Source organism: Tenacibaculum sp. Bg11-29, from assembly GCF_002836595.1.
In the GTDB taxonomy this organism is placed as follows: domain Bacteria; phylum Bacteroidota; class Bacteroidia; order Flavobacteriales; family Flavobacteriaceae; genus Polaribacter.
In genome coordinates this window covers 1891298-1911077 of record NZ_PJBB01000003.1, presented here as the reverse complement: position 1 = coordinate 1911077, position 19780 = coordinate 1891298, and the positions used below count along the sequence as shown (strand labels likewise).

15 protein-coding genes and 2 tRNA genes are annotated in these 19780 nt (G+C 29.6%); 6 read left to right on the top strand and 11 right to left on the bottom strand.

What is annotated here, in order from left to right:
• Positions 1-234 precede the first annotated feature (234 nt).
• The 3 genes from CXF68_RS08665 to CXF68_RS08655 all read right to left on the bottom strand — a co-directional run bounded on the left by CXF68_RS08665 (position 235) and on the right by CXF68_RS08655 (position 3875).
• Complete coding sequence (locus CXF68_RS08665) at positions 235-2436, bottom strand: DUF5916 domain-containing protein (protein ID WP_101043972.1); 2202 nt, start codon at positions 2434-2436, stop codon at positions 235-237.
• Positions 2437-2441: 5 nt separating this feature from the next.
• Positions 2442-2864 (bottom strand): nuclear transport factor 2 family protein, encoded by a 423-nt coding sequence (locus CXF68_RS08660; protein ID WP_101043971.1) that lies wholly within the window; start codon positions 2862-2864, stop codon positions 2442-2444.
• Between the two features lie 102 nt (positions 2865-2966).
• Positions 2967-3875 (bottom strand): AraC family transcriptional regulator, encoded by a 909-nt coding sequence (locus CXF68_RS08655; protein WP_157821881.1) that lies wholly within the window; start codon positions 3873-3875, stop codon positions 2967-2969.
• 252 nt (positions 3876-4127) lie between these two features.
• On the opposite strand from CXF68_RS08655, the gene CXF68_RS08650 reads away from it, so the two are divergent.
• Positions 4128-10241, top strand: coding sequence for a reprolysin-like metallopeptidase (locus tag CXF68_RS08650; protein WP_101043969.1), 6114 nt, complete (start codon positions 4128-4130; stop codon positions 10239-10241).
• Between the two features lie 46 nt (positions 10242-10287).
• Here the strand turns inward: CXF68_RS08650 and CXF68_RS08645 are convergent, their stop codons facing one another.
• The 3 genes from CXF68_RS08645 to aroC are packed head-to-tail and all read right to left on the bottom strand — an operon-like array spanning position 10288 to position 12511.
• On the bottom strand, positions 10288-10845 hold the full coding sequence (locus tag CXF68_RS08645; RefSeq protein ID WP_157821880.1) for a DinB family protein: 558 nt from the start codon (positions 10843-10845) through the stop codon (positions 10288-10290).
• A gap of 33 nt (positions 10846-10878) precedes the next feature.
• Entirely contained in the window at positions 10879-11415 is a 537-nt protein-coding gene (locus tag CXF68_RS08640; protein ID WP_101043967.1) for a Crp/Fnr family transcriptional regulator, read from the bottom strand.
• Positions 11416-11449: 34 nt separating this feature from the next.
• Complete coding sequence (gene aroC / locus CXF68_RS08635) at positions 11450-12511, bottom strand: chorismate synthase (protein ID WP_101043966.1); 1062 nt, start codon at positions 12509-12511, stop codon at positions 11450-11452.
• Positions 12512-12825: 314 nt separating this feature from the next.
• On the opposite strand from aroC, the gene CXF68_RS08630 reads away from it, so the two are divergent.
• The 3 genes from CXF68_RS08630 to CXF68_RS08620 all read left to right on the top strand — a co-directional run bounded on the left by CXF68_RS08630 (position 12826) and on the right by CXF68_RS08620 (position 13691).
• A tRNA-Ser gene (locus CXF68_RS08630) sits at positions 12826-12910 on the top strand.
• 175 nt (positions 12911-13085) lie between these two features.
• Positions 13086-13170, top strand: a tRNA-Ser gene (locus CXF68_RS08625).
• A 245-nt stretch (positions 13171-13415) separates the two neighbouring features.
• A complete protein-coding gene (locus CXF68_RS08620) occupies positions 13416-13691 on the top strand; it encodes a hypothetical protein (RefSeq protein ID WP_101043965.1) in 276 nt (91 codons plus the stop codon).
• 374 nt (positions 13692-14065) lie between these two features.
• On the opposite strand, the gene CXF68_RS08615 is transcribed toward CXF68_RS08620, so the two are convergent.
• The 5 genes from CXF68_RS08615 to CXF68_RS08595 form a co-directional block, all read right to left on the bottom strand.
• On the bottom strand, positions 14066-14626 hold the full coding sequence (locus CXF68_RS08615; protein WP_198553775.1) for a phosphatase PAP2 family protein: 561 nt from the start codon (positions 14624-14626) through the stop codon (positions 14066-14068).
• A 2-nt stretch (positions 14627-14628) separates the two neighbouring features.
• On the bottom strand, positions 14629-15675 hold the full coding sequence (locus CXF68_RS08610; protein ID WP_101043964.1) for a peptidylprolyl isomerase: 1047 nt from the start codon (positions 15673-15675) through the stop codon (positions 14629-14631).
• Positions 15676-15765: 90 nt separating this feature from the next.
• Positions 15766-16491 carry an FKBP-type peptidyl-prolyl cis-trans isomerase gene (locus CXF68_RS08605; protein ID WP_101043963.1) on the bottom strand — a complete coding sequence of 242 codons (726 nt, stop codon included), beginning with the start codon at positions 16489-16491 and terminating at the stop codon, positions 15766-15768.
• Between the two features lie 13 nt (positions 16492-16504).
• Positions 16505-17029, bottom strand: a complete 525-nt coding sequence (gene gldI / locus CXF68_RS08600) for a gliding motility-associated peptidyl-prolyl isomerase GldI (RefSeq protein WP_101043962.1) — start codon at positions 17027-17029, stop codon at positions 16505-16507.
• The gene (locus CXF68_RS08595) at positions 17019-18047 is read right to left on the bottom strand and encodes a bifunctional oligoribonuclease/PAP phosphatase NrnA (RefSeq protein WP_101043961.1); all 1029 of its coding nucleotides are present in this window, start codon (positions 18045-18047) and stop codon (positions 17019-17021) included. The genes gldI and CXF68_RS08595 overlap by 11 nt, the downstream gene beginning before the upstream one ends.
• A 79-nt stretch (positions 18048-18126) precedes the next feature.
• On the opposite strand from CXF68_RS08595, the gene CXF68_RS08590 reads away from it, so the two are divergent.
• Both CXF68_RS08590 and CXF68_RS08585 read left to right on the top strand, forming a co-directional pair.
• Complete coding sequence (locus CXF68_RS08590) at positions 18127-19134, top strand: alkaline phosphatase D family protein (protein WP_101043960.1); 1008 nt, start codon at positions 18127-18129, stop codon at positions 19132-19134.
• A 90-nt stretch (positions 19135-19224) separates the two neighbouring features.
• Positions 19225-19644: a nucleoside-diphosphate kinase gene (locus CXF68_RS08585; protein WP_028888450.1), complete on the top strand. Its 420-nt coding sequence runs from the start codon at positions 19225-19227 to the stop codon at positions 19642-19644.
• The last annotated feature ends 136 nt before the right edge of the window (positions 19645-19780 follow it).

The following is a 19780-nucleotide window of genomic DNA, read 5'->3' as shown; positions in this document are numbered from 1 at the left end:
TCAACAATGTTATTTCTAATCTATTTTATTTTCAATAAGATTATTTTCGTTTTTCAACCAAATACATTTTGTCTATTTTAATTTATCTACCCTTTCAACTTCATTTCCCTCATCTTAAAACGTTTATTGAAAACCCTGTTACAATGTTAGCTTAGTTTTTAAAACTATAATATATTTTAAAAAAGCTCGATACTAAGTATCGAGCTTTTTTGCTTCTTAACATATAAATAGCTTCTAAAAATCGAAACGATAATTCATTTTAAAAGCTATCCCCCAATTTTGTCGTGTTATATTTTTATTAAAATTATCAGAAACAACTAAGTATACATAAGATAATGGTTTATACTCCCATTGTACTCTACTGCTCACATTAAAGTTATTGCGCTGTGTATTATACTGTACGTAAGTAGTCCAATTTAAACGTTTATTAAAAAACACTTCTCCTGTAAATCGTGTTAAATGAAATGTTTCTTTTCCTAATAGTTTTAAATCAATATCATTAACATCATAATTCAATTGTAGATTCGCAAAAGGCAATAATTGATAATTTAAATATGCTCCTGCTGCTACTCTACTGCCATTATAATAACTTCCTTTTTGTAAATTAAAACGATATCTTAACCTCTGATTATTTGCAGAATTATATCCTAATTTTAAAATTCCGAAATTATACCTATCAGGCACGAGAGCATTACCATTTCCCAACGGAGCAAAACCATATTTTAAATTTACATAGTCTTGAGTGTATACATAATAAATTGCTGATAAATCTTTAAAAAACACTGCTCCATTTAAAAAGTGTGATGATTGACTTACCGCTCCACTTTCATCAAAATAGCTGTTATTTTTATAATTTAAATACCGAACGGAATTTAGCGATTTGGACTTCTCATAAAATTTTTCATATTCCACTCCGCTAGTAGTTTGTGTATAACCTTCCCTTATTACCATATCATTTACAGCATCATAATTATACAATCTTGGAGTAAAACCTACATCTGTTATGTAATTTCGCCCTACATTTTTTATAGCCGCATTCCAACTCAATCCTCTTTTATTAAACCAAAGCCCTAAATTGTAAAAATTATTATCGTTTGAAATCTCATCATTCAAACTTTTACCAAAATTAGCAACACCTGTCCATTTATTGTTGTTTGATTTATAATTTACATTAATTCCTGCTACTCGATTGTAGTCACCCTTAAATTTAAAACCATCCGTTTCTTGCCTATTAATAAAAAAACCAGTCGTTGTAAAGTTTTCAGATAGCTGTTGCTCTGCCACTAACGCTCCGAAATTTTGTGATGCTAAATCCTCATTCTTATCTGTTTGAACATTTAAAATACCTATTCTTGTTTTTGATGAAAGATTTCCTGATAATTTTAATCCAAATTTAATAGGGCTTTTCGCTCCAATTCGTCTTGAATAAAAGGGATTTACACCATTAACTCCTAGGTTTGAAAACAAATCAGCATTCTCTAAAAAAAAAATTCGCCTCTCAGGAAAATTTACAGCAAAACGAGTTAAGTTAGTGACTTGTTGATCTACATCTATTTGAGAAAAATCAGGATTAATAGTCGCATCTAACTTTAAAGATGGTGTTATATTATATTGTACATCTAAGCTAGGTTTATAATCAGTCTTATCTATATCATTTTCAACATCATTTTGATAATTAACAGTTAAAGATGGCGTTATGGTATAACGAGACATAGAAGTATTTGATAAATCTAATACATTAAATGGTTTTGTGAAACGAAGATCAAAACTTGGATAATTTCTACTTACATCCGACAGAATAGTCCATGAATTATTTTTAATATCTCTTACATAAAACTGAACTCCAAACGTTGAATTATTCTCAGTAATGTTTAATGCCTTAAAAGGAATTGCTATTTCAAAAATTTTCTGTGTTCCTTTTACCGATGTACGAGCATTCCAAACCGTACTCCAACTAAAATTAAGTCCGTACCCCGTATTTACACGTTCTACCAAAGCATCAACCTGAGTTCCGTAAGCATTTACAGCAAATAGGTTTCCATTTTGCTTTTGGTTTTGAGTGTCTAATATCATAATAAACGCATCACTAATTCCAACAGACACATCTCTCTTTAAAGAACTTACTTGTCTTCTTTTAGTAGTGTCATTATAAATAGCACCAACATATAAGTACTCTTTGTTATGAAATATTTTAACTGATGTTTGATTTTCAGCTTGCCCTATATCGGTTGGCATTAAATTATGAAAATTAGTGTTATTTGGTAAATGTTCCCATACCGATTCGTCTAATTTACCATCAACTTCAATTTTTGTGTCAATGTAATTTATAGTAGCTGTTTGAGAATAAATATTTAGCATGAAAAACAATAATACTATAATTGTAAAATTGTGTTTCATGCTATTATTAATTATTGATGTAGGTTTATTTAATTTCATTTTTTCTAATCTATTCTTGTTGCTGTTTTACTAATAATCTTCCAGCTATTATTAGTTTTTTTCAACAGAAATAAATCAATGTAAACCCATTTTCTTTCAGGCCCAGATATTTCAACTTTTGCCATCGCAATATCTTTTACAACTTCAATTGCTAGCACTTTAGCATCCCTCCCATTAAATTTTCCTTTTTCTGAATTTCTAAAAAAATCAACGTATTCACTTGGTGAGTATATTTTAAAAAGCCCCTCTTTATTTGTAAGATATAAAGTAGCGTTATCAGCAAAAGCACTCTTTAGCATTTTCAACTTTGCATAAGAGCTCCCTTCCATATAATTTTGCAGTGTTTTTTCTACAAGTGAATTTTCTGATTGTGCTTGTGTAAATTGAAATGTAATTAATGCTACAAATAATAATGTGATTTTTCTCATGGTTCTAATTTTAGATTTTAAACAAATCTATTTAGACCATCATAAAAGGTAGTGATTGCTTATAATCTAGGCGTCCTGAATTATAATTTTAGACAATTATACTTATATATATTGCTTTTGATATTGTGAAGGTGTTTTCCCTACCGTTTTTTTAAACGTGGCATAAAAGTTTGATTTTGAAGAAAATCCTGCTTCAAAACCTATTGTTTCAAGCGTAAGATTTTGTTTTTCTTGTAATAAATTCTTTGCTTCTTCAACTCTATAATCATTTAAAAAAGTTGCCAAGCTTTTTCCTATATTATCATTTAATAATTGCGATAGTTTATGCGGTGTTATTTGTAACTCTTTAGAAATACTAAGTAGCTTTACATTTGCTTCTTTGTATAATTGTTTTTCCTTCATAAGCTTATCTAACTTATCAACTAAAAGTATTGCTTCTTTATTTTCTATCTTTTTTGCAGCATATTTTACTGGAATATCCTGAAAAATAGTATCTCTATTCTTTTTTGATAGAAAAAAGATTAAAACCACGTAGAAAACTACCGAAAAAGTAATTGTTCCTACCAAATACAAATGAAAATAACCAATTATATAGGCTAAAAAAATTAAGCCATTGGCTATATAAACATTAATCAACCACAACTCAGCAGTAGTAGTTTTTTCTCGACTAACTAGTTTTTTAAATATATCTTTTATAACAAGTCCAGAAGCAACTATATACCCTCCCCAAACAACATAAATAAACTGAACAAAAAATGTATTCCAAAAATCACCGTAATATTCATAAGGCTTAAAAACACTTACAATAACAATAAATAAAAACAAAATACTAAAATGAACTTTCCATTTTTTAGGAATACTTTTCTTATTATCTATTGAAGCTTTTAAATAATAAAATAACGCAATTCCAATTAAAAAACATGCTGATAAACCGAACTGAATAAACCATAAGTTCCTTTCCTCTCTTGATGTAAAAATTACATATACCGATTTTCCTATTCGAATACTCAATAACAAGACTAACAGTCCAAATAAAATATTTTGGATTCGTTTTTGTTTACTGAAAAATAAAAAATATAGACTTACCAAAAGGCCGTTAAAAACACCTAGTGAACATAAAAAAAACAGTATTGGGTTATCAAACTTCATTATAGATTCATCAAATTTTCACCTAAAATATAAAATGATCTTATTATAACACAAAAACTTAGAGAGAATTCTCTAAGTTTTTCTTTTTATTATGTAATTTTGCAAAAAAATTCTATGACTAAAAAATTACTTTTAAGTTTATTGTTATGTGCTATAATTTCAAACATTTATTCTCAACAGGTTTGGACAAAAGACTACTCTAATTTTTATCAAAAAAAAACAGCTGACAATCCTAAAATTCAGCAATCTTTAAAACTAGATAAAGAGCTGTTTCTTTCTTTAATTAAAAACGCTCCTAATCGAAACCAGATAAGATATTCTTCTCAAAAAATATCTTTACCCGTTAATCATAAAGGTTTTGAACTCTTTGAATTCTTTGAAACTTCAAACTTCAGCCAAGAATTAGCTGCAAAATACCCTTCTATTAAATCTTTTACCGCAAAAAGTTTAACTTCGAGCACAGTTGCTAGATTTAGTTATTCAGAAACAGCAGGATTACACGCTTTTATTAATACTAATAAAGGCACCTACATTGTTAAACCAACTGATATAAAAACTAATAGTTATTCATCTTACAATAGAAATGACATTACATCTTCTTCTGATTTTGAATGTAATACTATTGAAAAAGCTAAAGAAAATTTTAATTTAAGTAAAATAAGTCAAAATAACTTAAACGACAACTTCCTAAGAAAATATAGGCTTGCTTTAGCTGTTACTGGAGGATACTCTAACTTTTTCTTAACAGGAAACGAAACTACTGATCAAGAAAGAAAAGCAGTGGTTCTTTCTGCCATCAATAATACCCTAACAAGAATCAATGGAATTTTTGAAAGAGATTTTGGTGTTACTATGGAACTTATACCAAATAATGATGATTTAATATATCTTGATGACAATACAGATCCTTTTAGTAACCTTTATAATACTGAATTACAAAGTACTTTAAGTAGTACTATTGGCGAAAGTAATTATGATGTTGGACACCTTTTTGTACATCATCCAAGCAGGCACGGTAATGCTGGTTGCATAGCTTGTGTTTGTACCGACGATAGTAAAGGAAGTGCTTTTTCTGCACAAAGTGATTTAGATACAGATAGTTTTAACTTACTTGCTAGTCATGAATTCGGACATCAATTTGGAGGTTATCATGTACAGAGTAGTAGCAATTGTCGTAGTTCTGCTGGATTGCAAGAAGTTGAACCTGGTAGCGGAAGTTCAATTATGGGATATGCAGGTATATGCCCACCGAATGTACAAGAAAACGCTGATGATTATTTTAATTATGTAGACATTCGTGATGTTATAGAATGGACAAGAAATAATAGTTCTTGCGCTGAGCTAATAATAACAAATAATACAGCTCCAACTGTTAATGCAGGTAATGATTATACAATACCTAAATCTACTCCTTTTATTTTAGATGGAAGTGGAAACGACATTGATAATAGCGCACTACTTACCTATTGCTGGGAACAAAATGACCCTGAAAACCCTTCTTCATCAAACACACCACAGCCTAATTGGCAACAAGGCCCTTTATTTAGATCTAGATTACCCGTAAACTCTCCTATTAGATATATACCACAATTAGAAGATGTTATTCAAGGAAACTTAACCCCTACTTGGGAAGTTTTACCTTCAGTAAGTAGACCTATTAATTTTGTTTTAACTGCTAGAGATAATGCATTAATTGGCGCAAAAACAGCATCAGATCAAATGACCATAAATGTAGATGATACTGCTGGCCCCTTCCTTGTCTCTTCTCAAAACTCTATTGAAAACTGGAATGTAGGAGACTCAAAAACAATAACATGGGATGTTGCTAATACAAATCTACCTCCAGTTAACGCTACAAATGTTGAAATATTACTATCTACCGATGGAGGATATACTTACCCGTATGTTATAATTTCTAGCACTCCAAACGACGGAACAGCAGAAGTTAGCATTCCAGGAATATCTGAATCTACAACACAAGGAAGAGTAATGGTAAAGCCATTAAATAATATATTTTATGCAATAAACTCTTCTGATATAAATATTCAGACATCAGAATTTGCCATGTTCTTTACTGAAACAAACAAAAGTGTTTGTATTCCTAATACTATAGAATACACTTTTAATTATAAAACGTATTTAAGTTTTAATGAAACAACTACTTTTAGTGTAGAAAACTTGCCGAGTAACTTAATTGCAACTTTTGATCCTACTTTTGCTACAAATAATAATACTCCTGTAAAATTAACCATATCAAATACTATAAATGCTCCAATAGGTGTTACAAACTTTAATGCAGTAGGAACAGCAACATCTACTCATAAAAAAACAGCTATAACATTTAACGCATTTGAAAATAATTTAATTAAACCTGTATTAAACACTCCTGTGAATAATACAACTAATGTTGATACAACGGTATCTTTAAACTGGAATTCGGATAATAATGTTAATACTTATACTTTAGAAATTGCAACTGACTCAGGTTTTAACACAATATTGAACACTGTTGTTACAGATAACAATGATTATACAATTAATCTGCTAAACTTCAACACAACTTATTTTTGGAGAGTTAAAGGAGAGAATACGTGCAACGAAAGTCAGTACTCTAATATTTTTTCGTTTACTACAAAATGTAATGCTCCCAATTCTATAACTACTACTAATATTACAATTAATTCTGTAGATGTAACTTGGGGAGACAATAATAATACACAACAGTGGGAAATAGAAGTTGTACCAAACGGAGCTACCCCTATTGGTTCTGGTATTACCGTTTTAACAAACCCTACTATAACTATACCTAATTTACAATCAGCAACTAGTTATGACATCTATGTAAGATCTTTATGTTCACCCAACAATTATAGTGATTGGATTGGTGCTAAAACATTCACTACACTTGCTGAATTTTGTAATGGCGATCGTTTTTATGACTCTGGTGGTGCTAATGGATCTTATTCTAATAATGAAGATATTACCACTACTATATTGCCGTCAGCGGGTTCTGATTTAGTATTAGTTACCTTTAATTCATTTCAAACAGAAGGCTGCTGTGATCAATTAATTATTTACGACGGAAACGATATCAATGCGCCCTTAATTGGTATATATAAAGGTAATAATTCACCTGGAACAATTTATTCAAAAAAAGGTAAAGGAATTACTTTTCTTTTTACTTCAGACAGTAGTATTACCCAATCTGGTTGGGACGCTTCGGTAGAATGTATTACAATTACTTGTCCAGAACCAAATGATTTTTCTTATTCTATTATTTCAGGAAACTCAGTAGATTTAAATTGGACTTCTAATGGTAGTGAAACCAAATGGGAAATTGAGTATGGTAATAAAGGGTTTACAAAAGGTTTAGGTACAAAGTTTTTAACAACTACAAACCCCGTAAATATTAATACACTTTCACCAGAAACAGCATATGATTTTTATATAACAGCCATATGCGGTGCAGCTCCTTCTGATGATGATAGCTTTGTTGTTGGCCCGATTAGTTTTAAAACCCCATGTAGTATTGTCAATGCTCCCTATACATATGATATTGAGCAACAAAATACAAACTCAATAATCGATAATTGTTGGACAGGTAACCCAATTAGAAATAATACAAACTATTATTGGGAAGCACAATATTCAACCTATAATAACAATCTTTCAACCGGACCATATAAATCTAATAATGGCGGTAAATACTTTAGAACTCCCCCATTTAAAACTTCTAATATAGGTGATGAAGCTAATTTACTATCACCAATAATAAACATTTCTTCTTTAAACGAACCTGTATTAAATTTTTACAGTTTTATGTATGGAGAGAATATCGGAAGTCTTCATGTAGATGTTTTTAATAATGGAGAATGGACAAATGATGTATTTACACAAGAAAGTAGTCAACAATTTTCTCCCAAAGATGAATGGAGTGAACATTTTATAGATTTAAGTAACTTTAGTAATACCGTACAAATACGCTTTAGAGCAATATCTGGTGGAGGTTATAATACTACTGAAATCGATATTGACGATATTAGTGTTATTGATAAACCAACATGCGTAAAACCTACAAATATAAAAGTTAATACTATTACAAGCAATAGCGCTAATATAGACTGGGTAGTTAATGGTATTGAAAATGAATGGATAATTGAATATGGAGTTAAAAATTTTGTTATCGGTACAGGTACACAAATAACAACTACTACCAAACCATACTCTTTAAAAAACTTAGAAAGCAATACCAATTATGATTTTTATTTAAAATCTAATTGCAGTAGTAGTAATTGGAATGGTCCTTACACTATTAAAACACTTCTTGATTTTTGTAATGGCGATAGATTTTACGATTCTGGAGGTAAAAATGGATCTTATTCTAATAATGAAAACGTTATTACTACTATAGTACCATCAGAAGATTTCGACCAAATATCTGTTACATTTAATACTTTTCAAACCGAAAACTGTTGTGATGTTTTATACATTTATGACGGCCCTAATATTAATGCTACACTAATCGGAGAATTTAGAGGATCTAATTCACCAGGTACAATAACTTCAACCCATAGTTCAGGTGCTTTAACTTTTAAATTTGTATCTGATGGATCAGTTACAAGTAGTGGTTGGGATGCTAGTATTACTTGCGAAACATCATGTCTTAAACCTTCAAATATAACCATAAATGATATAACACAAAACACAGCCAATATTAATTGGACAACAATAGAACCTGAAAGTAATTGTATTATTGAATATGGAGAGAAAGGGTTTTTATTAGGTACCGGTACTGTTGCCAATTCAAACACGAATTCACATAGTATAACAAATCTAAATACAAGTACCGAATACGACGTATACATAAAAACTGATTGTGGAAACAAGTTTAGTAAAATTTCTGCACCTATAACTTTCAAAACGACTTGTCCTATTCCTTCTAATATTTTTATAAGTAATATAACGAAGGATAATGCAGAGTTAAGTTGGACACCACAAGGAAACGAAAATAATTGGATTATTGAATATGGTACAAAAGGGTTTACTCTTGGAAATGGTACAATTTTAGAAACGAACACGACATCTTATAGTATTATTAACCTAAGCGCAAGTACTGAATATGAAGTATACATAAAAGCCAATTGTGGAAATGGAATAAGCGAATCATCAACACCTGTTTTATTCAAAACCATTTGCCCTACTCCTACTAATACTTTTATAAGTAATATAACACATAGCAATGCAAGTTTAAATTGGACACCACAAGGAAATGAAAGTAGTTGGGTTATTGAATATGGCATAAAAGGCTTTACGCTGGGCACTGGTACTGTTATAGAAACAAACTCTCGTCCATACAAAATTACAAACTTAGCTTTAGGTACAGAATATGATGTTTATATAAAATCAGTTTGTAATAATACTAGTAAATGGACGGCACCACTTAATTTTGAAACTTGTAACACATTAAAAGCACCTTTATACGAAAATTTTGTATCTACGTCTATACCAAATTGTTGGAATCAATACGGAAGTAAAAAATGGAATTTTAGTACAGGTGCAGATCATGAGGCTGCAGTTGCTGGTGATTTCTCTCCAAATTCAAAAACAAATTATGCTTGGATAAATAGTACGTCTCCTAACAGTAATGAACAAATCAGTTATTTAAAAACTATGTTCGTTGATATTTCTGATCTTCGTATTCCTGCAATTCAATTTTCTGTTTTCAGTAAAAATACAATTAACAATATTTATAATAATTTAAAAATAAAATTACACGATAACACTGGAAAAAGTTTTGATTTATTAGATATTAAAAAACAAACAATTAATGGTTGGCAGGTTTTTACTTTTAATATAAATGATTACCCTATCAGTAGTAATGAAATTCAATTGGAATTTATTGTTACCGAAAACAATGCTACTTCTCAATTTAACAATGATATACTTATTGATGATTTAAAAATTGATGACTTAGATAAACTAGAGAGTAATAACAACCCTATTTTTTATCCTAATCCTGTAAAAAATAAATTAGTTATTAAATCACATGGAGTGCTTACTAAAATTGAAGTTTTTAATTTATTAAGACAACGATTAAAATATATTAAGTTGAATAAAAATAAGAGCGTAAATGAAATAGATTTAACTAATTTATCTGCTGGAATCTATTTAATTAAAACATATTCAAAAGACTCAAAACCTAAAGTCTTTAAAATAATAAAAAATTAAATATATTTTTAATAAAAAAAACTCAGAGAAAATTCTCTGAGTTTTTTTATATAATTCTTTTACTTTGAATAACATGTCGTTCATTGTGATAAATTACAAACCTAAAAGTATCTCCTAATCTAAACTTTAAAAAAGGCAACGTTATTGATGTTTTTATCTTAGTTAAGTCTTTACTTTTTGCTAATTCTAGCAGTTGTAAAAGTTCTGTTTGACATACTATAAAACGTAATAACACATCCTCTTTATTTAATTTTGAATAAATAGGATTCTTACTTTTAAAAGTGTTCATTGTTTTCATACCTTCTTTAGGTAACATATCTAGAGCAAACTTATTTCCTAAATATCCAGATTTAAAAATAGTCAATTTGCTAGATTTAGATTTATCAATCCTATTCTTTATTTCTTTATTATAAAATAAAGCGTATAAATTTAAATGTTCTAGACATTCTAAGACTGACCAAGATGTACCGTCTTGTTTTTTTTGCAACGCTGCCTCTGAAATATTTTTTAATGACTTTGCATAATCAATATGATTAATAACATATTCTTTTAACGCTGATAATAACTCTTCTGTTTTAAAAACCATACTTATAATTTTATTCAAAGTTGAGTTTTTAAAACAAAAAAAAGATTGATTCTAATCAAGATTTTTTAATATTCTCGATAAAGTTTCAGGAGCCATCCTTAAATAAGAAGCTATGTATTTGTGAGGTATTTCTTGAAATACTTGTGGACTACGTTTAAAAACCCTTTGAAAACGTTTTTGTGGTGAAAAAGTTATTAAATCGATCTCACGTTCTATCTGCTGGTAAACAAAACTTTCTAGCATCATATTCCAAGTATTCTGGCACTTCACATCAGCCTTTATAAGGCTCATATACTTTTGTTTACTTATAACCTTTAACTTACATTTCTTAAGGCTTTGTATATAAAATAAGCTAGGTTTGTTTGTTAAAAAACAATCTAAGGCAGTTATTATAGAATTTTTGTAACCAAATCTAATTGTATGATCTTGATCTTCATCTTCAATAAAAACTCTTAAACTCCCTTCTAAAACGAGATATAAATTTGTATTTATCGTATGTTTTCTTACTAGAAAATCACCTCTTTTTATAGTTATCTCCTCTTCCCATTGATTCTCTAATTCTTCTAAAAGAAATTTTAAAGCATCCATAAAAAAAGGAGATAAATATTATTTATATAAATTATTAAACTCTTCTTGTTCTATCAATTAACCAAAAATCAGCCATTACTAAAGCTGCTAAAGCTTCAACAACAGGTACAGCTCTTGGTACTACACAAGGATCATGACGACCTTTTCCATGTATTTCGGTAAGCTCACCATCAGAGTTTATGGTTTGTTGATTTTGCATAATAGTAGCAACAGGTTTAAAAGCTACTCGAAAATAGATATCCATTCCATTACTAATACCTCCTTGAATACCACCAGATAAATTAGATTGAGTAGTACCATCTTCATTAAAAATATCGTTATGTTCTGACCCTTGCATTTTTGCTCCACAAAAACCACTTCCAAATTCAAATCCTTTTACTGCGTTTATTGATAACATTGCCTTACCTAGTTCAGCGTGTAATTTATGAAAAATAGGTTCTCCTAAACCTACTGGAACATTTTGTAAAACACAGGTTACTGTACCTCCAATGGTGTCTCCTGCTTTTCTTATTTCATGAATTTTATCAATCATTTTTTCGGCAGAAACGGTATCAGGACATCTTACAATATTACTTTCTATTTTAGAAAAATCTAAATCTTGGTATGGTTTATCTATAAATATATCACCTACTGATGATGTAAATGCATCAATATTAATATGTGCTATTAACTGTTTTGCCAATGCACCTGCAACAACCCAATTGGCAGTTTCACGTGCAGAAGTTCTACCTCCTCCTCTATGATCTCTTACACCATATTTTTTGTCATATGTATAATCGGCGTGTGAGGGACGATATACATTGGTGTTATGGTTATAATCTTTACTTTTTTGGTTTGTATTTTTTATTACAAAACCAATAGAAGCACCTGTTGTCTTTCCTTCAAAGATACCTGACATAAATTCAACAGTATCTGGTTCTTTTCGTTGGGTTACAATTTTAGACTGACCTGGTTTACGTCTATCTAATTCTTGTTGAATTGCTTCAAAATCCACATCCATTCCTGCTGGAAATCCATCTATAACACCTCCTATTGCAGTACCATGTGACTCACCATAAGTTGTTACTTTTAAAATATTTCCAAATGAATTAAACATACCTTATCTATTTTAAAACGAAAGTAATTTAAAAATTATAATTTTCTTTATGAAAACACTAAAAACTAGTCAAGCATGCATAAATATAACACTAATGGTATATTTTGTATATCATCAGAAAACTAAAAACAAGAGTTTCTTTTTAAGCACAAAAAAACATTTTAACTCTAACACCCTGACTATTAAAAAGACACCTAATAATAACTCAATGAAACTGCTTTTTTTTAAATTATAATAACTTTTTGTTTTTTTAATTAAAAAAAACATTGTAAATTTGCAACCGCTATAACAGGATTATCCTTAATAGCGTATCAGGAGAGTTGGCAGAGTGGTCGAATGCGGCAGTCTTGAAAACTGTTGACTGTAACAGGTCCAGGGGTTCGAATCCCTTACTCTCCGCATAAACCGAAGCATTAGCTTCGGTTTTTTTTTGCTTTTATATTTTTACGCTAAGACTAGCAAAAAAAATTAACGCACTTTTAAATGCATTTAAAAAAACAACAAAAAGCTTTTTATATTTAGAAATAATTATATATTTGCAACCGCTATTAGAAATATCTAAAATAGCGTATCAGGAGAGTTGGCAGAGTGGTCGAATGCGGCAGTCTTGAAAACTGTTGACTGTAACAGGTCCAGGGGTTCGAATCCCTTACTCTCCGCAAAAACCGAAGCAAAAGCTTCGGTTTTTTTTATACAATAAAATAAGAACTAATTTCATAATTCTTCACTCTACAAAATAAATACAAGCAAGCCACGTTAACTACCAAAGACGTTATTTTATTTAATAAATACTCGAAACAAACCCCACAGAACCTTACGGTTAACTACATGTATTTCTGCGGTTATCCCCTTTTTATAATTATAATTTAAAAATACCTTTACTACAAGTAAGACAAAACCTATTATGGAAGAAATCGTATTCAAAGCATTAATTTTCAAAACTAAAAATATAGAAATAGAAAGCTTTATCAATGAAATAATAGCTTCTAATAAAGATTTAGATATAACAAAGGATGCTTTAAAAGACTCAATACTTAAATTAGTTCTTTATAAATTTATCAAAGTAAAACCTACTTTACCTAAAGGAAACTACATATATAAAGAAAGTAATTTTTTTAAAGCTCGTGAAATAGGCAGCGTTCATTTATGGTTAGAAAAACAAAGAAATAGAGATAATTAATTACACACAAAAGTTTCAAGAAAACAGCAACAACCTCATCAAACACCTCTTCTAAATTATAATTAAAAACACTCCCTTACACACTACTTGTCTTTCTTTCTACACACCTTCCCTTCTTTTTAATCTATTCAAAAAAGCAGATTCTATTACTATATATTAAAAATCACTTTACCATAATTATTAATTTAAATACTACTTGTTTCTTAATTTTATATAAAAACATAAAACACCTCAACTATACTTTAATTATCTTACGATCTTAGTTCAAAAAACTACCTATCCCCCTCTTCTCATAATTCCTTAAGAGCTTTTGGGGCTAAAAAAAAGCGTGCTAATTTAAAATTAGCACGCTTAGTTATTTTTTAAAAACTGTTTTAATTAAATATTTTGTTTATTAAAAATTTATGCAATTTAAATGATAAATACCCAATGGTTACACCGTTAATAAAACCACCTAATATATCTATTGGAAAATGAACTCCCAAATACAATCTACTGTATGCAAAAATTAAAGGAAACATTATTAAAAATTTAATATATTTTGTGTGCTTTCGTAAAAGCATAATTAAAAAAACTGTAACAACGGTAGATGTTGTTGCATGACCAGAGGCAAAACTAAAACTTTGGGGTCTTATTAGTGTTCTTAACGAGTCTCTTATTGCTGGATCATTATTTGGTCGCAACCTCTCAAAAACACCTCTTATAACGTTTGTTATCTGATCTGAAAACGTTACTAAAAGAGCTAAAAATAAAACTGTAAATAACCCTTTTTTTAAACCTAGATACCTAAAAATTAAATAAAGTAAAAAAACAAACAAAGGTGTCCAATGAAATTGATTTGTTATCGCTAACCAGAATCCATCCCAATTTTCACTCCCCAAATTATTTAAGTAAATCAGAAATTCTTTATCTTTTTGTATAATGTTTTCTATCATAATTATTTACCTACCTTTAATACTTCTACTTCTAACACTAAATCTGTTTTTCCTATAGTTGGTCCTAAACCACTTTCTCCGTACCCTAAATAATAAGGAATAAAAAATATTGATTTACCTCCTTCTCTCATTGTTTGTACACCTTCTCTCCATCCTGTAATAATAGGCGATTTAGCATCATTAATAATAAAGGTAAAGGGTTTTGATCTATCTAAACTAGAATCCATTTTTTTTCCTTCTGCCAAATATAGTGTGTAATGAACTGTTGTAGGTATTGCTGGATTTACTTTTTCACCTTTTCCTTTTTGCAACTGCAAAATCTTTAACCCTGAATCTGTTTCAATAGCTTCATTAATTCCTTTTTCTTCTTGAAACACGCGTTTTAGTTCAGCTATTTTCTCTTTATACTCAGCTGCTTTTTTTTCTACATTCAGTAACTCTTTTTCAAAAACATTAGCAGCTCTAAACTTTTTAGCTTCTTTACCAACTCTAATTATCTCTACATGATTAATTACATCATTTTGCTTAATTACATCAACTATATCTTGCCCTAATAATACTTTACCAAAAATCGAATGTATACCATCTAACCAAGGTGTTGCTTTATGTGTAATAAAAAATTGACTAGAGTTTGTTGCTTTTCCTGAGTTTGCCATAGACAGTACTCCTGCACCGTCATGCTTATAAATTAACTCTCCTTTTTCATTCATCGGAAATTCATCTCCAAATCGATAGCCATTATTTCCTCTACCAGTACCTGTAACATCTCCACCTTGAATCATGAAGTCATTAATTACTCTATGAAATTTCGTTGCATCATAAAAAGGTTTTCCTTTTAATGAATCTACCACTTTAGGATTATCTCCTTCTACCAATGCTACAAAATTAGCAACTGTCATTGGCATTTCTTTTTCGTGTAATTTTATTAAAATATCTCCACGATTTGTTTGTAGATCTGCATATAATCCATTTTCTAAATCAGCATATTTAACCGATTTACATGCTGAAAACAACACTACAACTGCTATTAAAATTTTACAAATTTTCATTGAATTATATTTTAAGTTTCTTTTATAAACAATCAATTAGGTTAATAACAAGTACTAACCTAATTGATTTTAATTTTTATGTATGTTTTTTTACTTAATCTCAAGTAATTCTACATCGAAAATTAAAGCTGAAAATGGCTTAATTTTCGCTCCTCTTTGCTGTGCTCCATATGCTAAATCTTGAGGTATAAAAAACTTATACTTAGCTCCTGTTTTCATTAACTGTAATCCTTCAGTCCATCCTTTTATAACCTGAGTTACACCAAATTCAATTGGCTGTCCTTTATCTACTGAACTATCAAAAACAGTTCCATCAGTTAATGTACCATGATAATGAACTTTAACTTTTGATGATGTTTTAGGCGTTTCTCCACTTCCTTCTTTTAAAACAATGTATTGTAAACCACTAGCAGTAGTCTTTACACCTTCTTTTGCTTTATTTGCTGCTAAGAATTCTTCACCTTCTTTTCTATAATCTCCAAACTCAGTTTCAGCCTTTTTTGCTTGTGCAGCTTGCTGTTCCTTCATTTTTTCTTGTTGTTTCTTCTGAAAAAATGCGCTTAAGATATTATTAATATCTTTTGATTCTACTAAAAGATTTGTAGAATCCATTCCATTTTTAAATCCTTGAACAAATAAACCTTGATCAATATCATCAAAATTAGATTTTATTTTATTAGCCATGTCTACACCTAAAGTATAACTCACAGAATCTACCTCTGTTGTTAATGAACTTTTTTCTTTAAACTGACTGTTTCCACATGATACAACAGATAACGTTACAACTGCTACTGCTAAAATTTTAGTTAATTTCATTTTTACTTATTTGTTATTTGATTTCGATTAATGTTACTGTACTCTTTATTGGTTGTCTTACTCCTATCTTATTACCGTCACCTGTAATACCAAAGGCACTATATGATGGAATGATATATGTAATAGTTTCTCCTTTTCTCATCAACTTTATTCCATCTTGCAATGCAGGAATAAAATCTTCTTTATCTACCTTATAGTTTCTTTCTTGCCTCCTATAAAGTATATTCCCATTGATATCTGAAATGTCGAAAGATATCAAAACTACATCTTCTTTTTTTGGTTTTAAAGTATTTAGTGAATCTTTAACGACATAGGTATACCAAAAGCCATTTTTAGAAACTGTATATTGATTAACTGTATCTTTAGAAATAAAATTTTCTAATCGCTTTTTCTCTAAAGCATTCAGTTTTTTATTCTTTTTTACTACTTCATTGTAAAAATTAGTAGTTCCTTGTTTATTAGGCCTTCTTGCTTCAGGTTCTTTACAAGAAACTACACCTAAAATAACCACCAAGAAAAAAATAATTTTAAGCTTCATACGATGTTTCTAATGCTGTTTTATATTTTGGTAACAATGCTTTAAATGTTGTTATTGTATCTTCCATCGATTCATCACTCTTTCCTCCTGCTGCATTATCATGACCTCCACCATTAAAGTGATTTCTAGCAAACTGATTTACTGAAAACTTACCTTTACTACGAAGTGACATTTTTATAATTCCTTGCTCTTTATCTTCTATAAAAATAGCAGCAAACACAATACCTTTTAAAGAAAGGGCATAATTTACAACACCTTCAGTATCTCCCTTTTCGTAATTAAATTGTTTTTTTTCTGCCTCTGATAATGTTATAAATGCCGTTTTATACTCCGTTAACATTTTCATATTACTTAATGCTTGCCCTAATAACAATAAACGATTATAAGTATTTGCATCTTGTACATTACTATGAATCTTGTCATTTTCTGCGCCTTTATCTATTAAATCAGCAATAATACGGTGTGTTGTACTTGTTGTTGATCTAAAACGAAAAGATCCTGTATCAGTCATAATACCTGTATACAATGCCGTAGCAATATTTTTATCTATTAAGTCTACATCTCCCATCATTTCGATGAAATTGTATACCATTTGACAAGTAGATGACATGGTTGTATCTGAATACATATACTCAAAATCATCTGGCTGCTGATGATGATCTATCAACGCAAAATTATTTTCATATTTTTCTAATGTATTTTGCATATCACTTCCTACCCTATGTAAAGCATTAAAATCTAAAAGAAATACAATTTCTGAATTCTTTAACGACCGAACGCTCTGTTTATTTTGACGGTCGAAACGATATACTGTTTCAGACCCTGGAATCCAATGTAAAAAATCAGGGTATTCATTAGGCATTACTACCTGAACAGTATGCCCTTTTTTATCTAAATAATGTTTTAATCCTAATGTTGAGCCAATTGCATCTCCATCAGGATTTCTATGACCTATTATCACAATATTTTTAGATTGTGACAAATATTCTTTGAGTTCTGTAAAGTGTTTTAAAATCATAAGTGGCGAATATACTAATTAATGTTTTATTAATCTTTTTCTGCTTTTATTTTTGTTATTTCACAAAAATAATACTCTAATGACTTCTATGAAATCTTCTATAGCATTTTTTACACTTTTAATCATTTCTACAACTATATACAGTCAAGAAAAATTTACAATAGCTTTTGGCTCTTGTAATGACCAAAACAAATCGAATCCTTTTTGGGAAGATATTATTTCTCAACAACCTGATGTGTGGATTTGGGGTGGAGATAATATTTATGCTGATACAAATAACATGGATAAAATGGAAAAATTTTATATGCAGCAAAAAAAGCAATTTTCATACAGTAAGCTAGCAAAAAACACTCCTATTTTAGCTACTTGGGACGATCATGATTATGGTAAAAATGATGGAGGTATTGATTATAAAAAGAAAAAGGAAAGCCAGCAGTTGTTTTTAGATTTTATAAATGTTCCTAAACACTCCCCTAGAAGAAAAAAAGCGGGTATTTATCATGTTGAAAATTTCAAAATAAAAAACAAGAGTATAAAAATAATTATGCTAGATACTCGGTATTTCAGAACAGCTTTAACAAAAGGAAGTGGTAAAAAACGTTATCAATCTAATAAAAATAAAGAGGGTAGTATTTTAGGAACTAACCAATGGGCATGGTTAAAAAATGAATTAACAAACTCTACGGCTAATTTTAATGTTATCGTTAGTAGTATTCAAGTACTTTCGAGTGAACATGGTTTCGAGAAATGGAGTAACTTCCCTAGTGAGCTTACCAAATTCTTGAAGCTTATTGAAACTTCAAAGGCTAAAAATGTAATTCTTCTTTCTGGTGACAGGCATATTTCAGAATTCTCTAAAACTAATATTCCTAATGTTCCTTATCCTATTATAGATTTTACTTCAAGTGGTTTAACTCATGCTTACACATCATTTTCTTCTGAAAAAAATAAGCAAAGAATAGGTAATGTCATAAGTACTTTAAGTTATGGAGTGTTGCTTTTTGATTTCGAATTAAATAAAGTAATTTTTCAAATGCGAGGTAAAAACAATACTATATTACAAAAAATCAGTCAAGTATATCCTTAACTTGCCAATAACATAAAAAAGTGTATTTTTGCGCCGATTTGTGCGAAGTTTGCACTTACATTTTATTTACTTATATAGAAACTTATAATAATGGCAACAAATAGAACTTTTACAATGATTAAACCAGATGGTGTTGAAAACGGACACACTGGTGCAATTTTAGACAAAATTAATGCTGCAGGTTTTAGAATCGTAGCAATGAAAAAAACTCAAATGACAACGCGTGATGCTGAAGCTTTTTATGCTGTGCACAACGAGCGTCCTTTCTTTGGTGAGTTAGTTGAATTTATGACTCGTGGGCCAATTATTGCTGCTATCTTAGAAAAAGACAATGCTGTTGAAGATTTTAGAACTTTAATCGGTGCTACAAATCCTGCTGATGCTGCTGAAGGAACTATTCGTAAAATGTTTGCTACTTCTATAGGTGAAAACGCTGTTCACGGATCTGATTCTGATGAAAATGCTGCTATTGAAGGTGCTTTTCATTTTTCTGGTAGAGAAATGTTCTAAGAATACACTTTTTAAAAAATATAATAGAACTCGTTGCAATATTGTAACGAGTTTTTTTATACACTAAACTTACTTTTATTCTAAAAAAATTACTTTTACTTCTTACTAAAATAAAAAATGCGATTTCTTACCACTT

Coding starts and splice junctions, on each gene's coding strand:
- CXF68_RS08605 (WP_101043963.1), bottom strand. CDS start 16,491: ATGAAATTAACTAAAATTTTAGCAGTAGCAGTTGTAACGTTATCTGTT.
- CXF68_RS08590 (WP_101043960.1), top strand. CDS start 18,127: ATGACTTCTATGAAATCTTCTATAGCATTTTTTACACTTTTAATCATT.
- CXF68_RS08615 (WP_198553775.1), bottom strand. CDS start 14,626: ATGATAGAAAACATTATACAAAAAGATAAAGAATTTCTGATTTACTTA.
- CXF68_RS08640 (WP_101043967.1), bottom strand. CDS start 11,415: ATGGATGCTTTAAAATTTCTTTTAGAAGAATTAGAGAATCAATGGGAA.
- aroC (WP_101043966.1), bottom strand. CDS start 12,511: ATGTTTAATTCATTTGGAAATATTTTAAAAGTAACAACTTATGGTGAG.
- CXF68_RS08585 (WP_028888450.1), top strand. CDS start 19,225: ATGGCAACAAATAGAACTTTTACAATGATTAAACCAGATGGTGTTGAA.
- CXF68_RS08620 (WP_101043965.1), top strand. CDS start 13,416: ATGGAAGAAATCGTATTCAAAGCATTAATTTTCAAAACTAAAAATATA.
- CXF68_RS08595 (WP_101043961.1), bottom strand. CDS start 18,047: ATGATTTTAAAACACTTTACAGAACTCAAAGAATATTTGTCACAATCT.
- CXF68_RS08650 (WP_101043969.1), top strand. CDS start 4,128: ATGACTAAAAAATTACTTTTAAGTTTATTGTTATGTGCTATAATTTCA.
- CXF68_RS08660 (WP_101043971.1), bottom strand. CDS start 2,864: ATGAGAAAAATCACATTATTATTTGTAGCATTAATTACATTTCAATTT.
- gldI (WP_101043962.1), bottom strand. CDS start 17,029: ATGAAGCTTAAAATTATTTTTTTCTTGGTGGTTATTTTAGGTGTAGTT.
- CXF68_RS08665 (WP_101043972.1), bottom strand. CDS start 2,436: ATGAAATTAAATAAACCTACATCAATAATTAATAATAGCATGAAACAC.
- CXF68_RS08610 (WP_101043964.1), bottom strand. CDS start 15,675: ATGAAAATTTGTAAAATTTTAATAGCAGTTGTAGTGTTGTTTTCAGCA.